This is a genomic window from Dietzia sp. B44 (assembly GCF_014145245.1).
In the GTDB taxonomy this organism is placed as follows: Bacteria; Actinomycetota; Actinomycetes; order Mycobacteriales; family Mycobacteriaceae; genus Dietzia; species Dietzia natronolimnaea.
In genome coordinates this window covers 1-2,493 of the sequence record NZ_JAALEF010000387.1, presented here as the reverse complement: position 1 = coordinate 2,493, position 2,493 = coordinate 1, and the positions used below count along the sequence as shown (strand labels likewise).

Sequence of the window (2,493 nt, the reverse complement as noted above, 5' to 3'; positions counted from 1 at the left end):
TCCGCCGGTCTCCGTCGTGCTCCTCGGTGTCCTGGCGTGTGCCGGGGTGCTGGCGTGGTCTCTCGCCACCCGTCGGCGCACCGGGGCGGTCTGGGCTGCGGTCGCGCTGTACCCGCTGCTCTCCGTGGTGCTGGTCGCGGTGGGGCGGGCGGGCCCGGACACCGCGGCGGAGATCGTCCAGACCCTCCGGTACCACCCCGAATTCCCGCTGGTCCTGGGCGCCGCCGCGGCGCTGGCGTTGTCGGCGCCACGACGGGGTACCTCCACGGCCGGGCGCAGGTCGGTGCCGGCGGGCGTGGTGGTGCTCATCGCGCTGCTCGCCTCCTCAGCGGTCTCGACCCTGACCTATCGGACGACGTGGTCCGAACAGCCCTCCCGCGACTACGCCCTCCCCCTGCTCGAGACGCTGCATGATCGGAGCGCCCCGCTGCTCGACCAGGATCTCCCGCTCGAGGTCCTCCTCCCGGTCACCGCACCGTCACACCGGCTCTCGTCGTTGCTCGCGGGTGTTCCCGGGATCCCGCCGGTGACCGGGTGGACCACTGATCCGGTCGTGATCGACGCCCTCGGCACCCTTCATCCGGCCGAGGTCGCGGCGCTCCGGACGATCCCCCAGGGGCCCGAGCCCGGCTGCGGATACCGGGTCTCCGGGGGCGGTGCCCGGATCCCGCTCGACGGCCCCCTGATCGACCGGGACTGGCTCGTCCAGCTCAATCTCTTCGCCGACGCGGACGGCGAGGTGGATGTCCGCCTCGACGAGGGCGCCGAGGTGACGGTGCCGGTGTCGGCGGGTCTGGGAACGGTGTTCGTACGCGTCGAGGGGTCCGGTACCGGGGTCACCTTCACTCCCGAAGGGGGCCTTGGGGAGTTGTGCATCGGCAGCGGACCGGTCGGAGTCCTCGTGCCGCGCTGAGGGCCGCGGGGCGGGTGGCCCATAATGGTCGGATCGGATGAGTACGACAGGGACGGAGGCAGGTCATCGACATCGCGATGGTCATGCTGACCCTCACCGCGCTCCTCGTGGTCCCCGGGCTGATCGTGGGACTGGCCGCACGGCTCCCGCTCCGGTTGGCGGTGGGCACGTCGATCCCCGTGTCCGCGGGGATCGTCACGATCGCCACCTACGCGTACGGCCGGACGGGTGTGCCGTGGTCCCTGGGCGCGTATGCGGTGGCCACGGCGGTCACCGCGGTGATCGTCGGGCTGGTGGGGTTGCTCATCTCCGGGACGCTGTGGATCCGGCGGCGCCGTAGGGGGCGGGTGGGTGACACGCCGCGTGCCCGCCGCTCGTGGTGGTGGCTGCTCCCGGCCGCGTCGATCCCGGTGAGCGCGTGGCTGATCGGGCAGATGATCCTCACCGAGCTCTCGGCCACGCCGGGCGGCACCGCCAACGTCTTCCAGGGCTGGGACGCCCACTGGCACGCCAACTACATCCGGTTCATCCACGACACGGGACTGGCGTCCCCGGACCAGGCGGGCGAGCTCCGGTACCCGGAGAACGGGGCCACCCTCTACTACCCGAGCACCTGGCACGCGATCGCCGCCCTGGTCATGGGGCTGCGCGGCATCGGGGCGGTCGAGACCTACAACCTGGTGCAGATCGGCGCCATGGCGCTGGCGTTCCCGCTCGGTGTGGCCGCACTCGCCTGGCTCATCACCCACCGGCGCTTCTCCCGACCGGCCGCCGCCACCTCGGCCGCGGTCGCGGCCATGGCCACCCCGCTGTTCCCCGGGTTGCCGTTCGTCGAGGTGATGGTGGCAGCGACCCCCTCCGGCGTGGCCAACGGGCTGGCGGGCCTGGTGGCCGCGGTCGTGGTGGCCGCGCTGGCGGACCGACGTCTTGTGCCCGCCGCCGCCCTCGGCCTGGTCGGCGTCGGGGGCATCCACCCGTCAGCCATGGTGACCGCCGCGGTGTTCGTGCTGTTCTGGTGGCTGTTCGAGGGGCTGTGGCGCCCGGTCCGGGGCCGGTTGCGGGACTTCGTCGTCCTGGCCGGGATCGGCCTGGCGGGCGTGCTCACGCTGCTGCCCCAGGTCCTCACCGTCTCCGAGGACGCGGACGAGATCTCGGCCTTCGAGTTCGAGATCAACGCCGACCGGGCGGCCGTCTGGGGCCGGGCCGTGGCGCTACAGGTGCGACACGTGCAGGACTGGGGAGTGCGCTGGGTGCTGCTGGCCCTCGCGGTGGTGGGGGTGATCGTCATGCTCCGCCGCCTCGTGCTGTGGCCGCTCCTGCTCTGGGGCGGGGTGCTGGTGGTGTGCGTCAACTCCATGAGCACGTTCGGTAACTGGACCGGCGGCGCACTGCGCGGGATCGGCAGCATCTACTACAACGACCCGCGCCGGATCGGGGTGCTCCTGGCGGTCCTCGTGGCGGCCGCCGTCGGCGTGGGCGTGGGAGTGGCCGTCCAGGCCCTGGCGGGGTGGTCGGCCCGGTTGATCGACCCGATCACCGACCCGCGCGGGACCGGTGCGGCGGGCCTGCGGGTCGCGGTC

1 protein-coding gene and 1 pseudogene are annotated in these 2,493 nt (G+C 72.9%); both read left to right on the top strand.

What is annotated here, in order from left to right; translation table 11 throughout:
• A pseudogene (locus G6017_RS12510) lies at positions 1-913 on the top strand (hypothetical protein); the annotation flags it as partial.
• Between the two features lie 77 nt (positions 914-990).
• Positions 991-2,493: DUF6541 family protein (locus G6017_RS12505; protein WP_182617642.1), on the top strand; the 1,503-nt coding region annotated here is incomplete at its 3' end.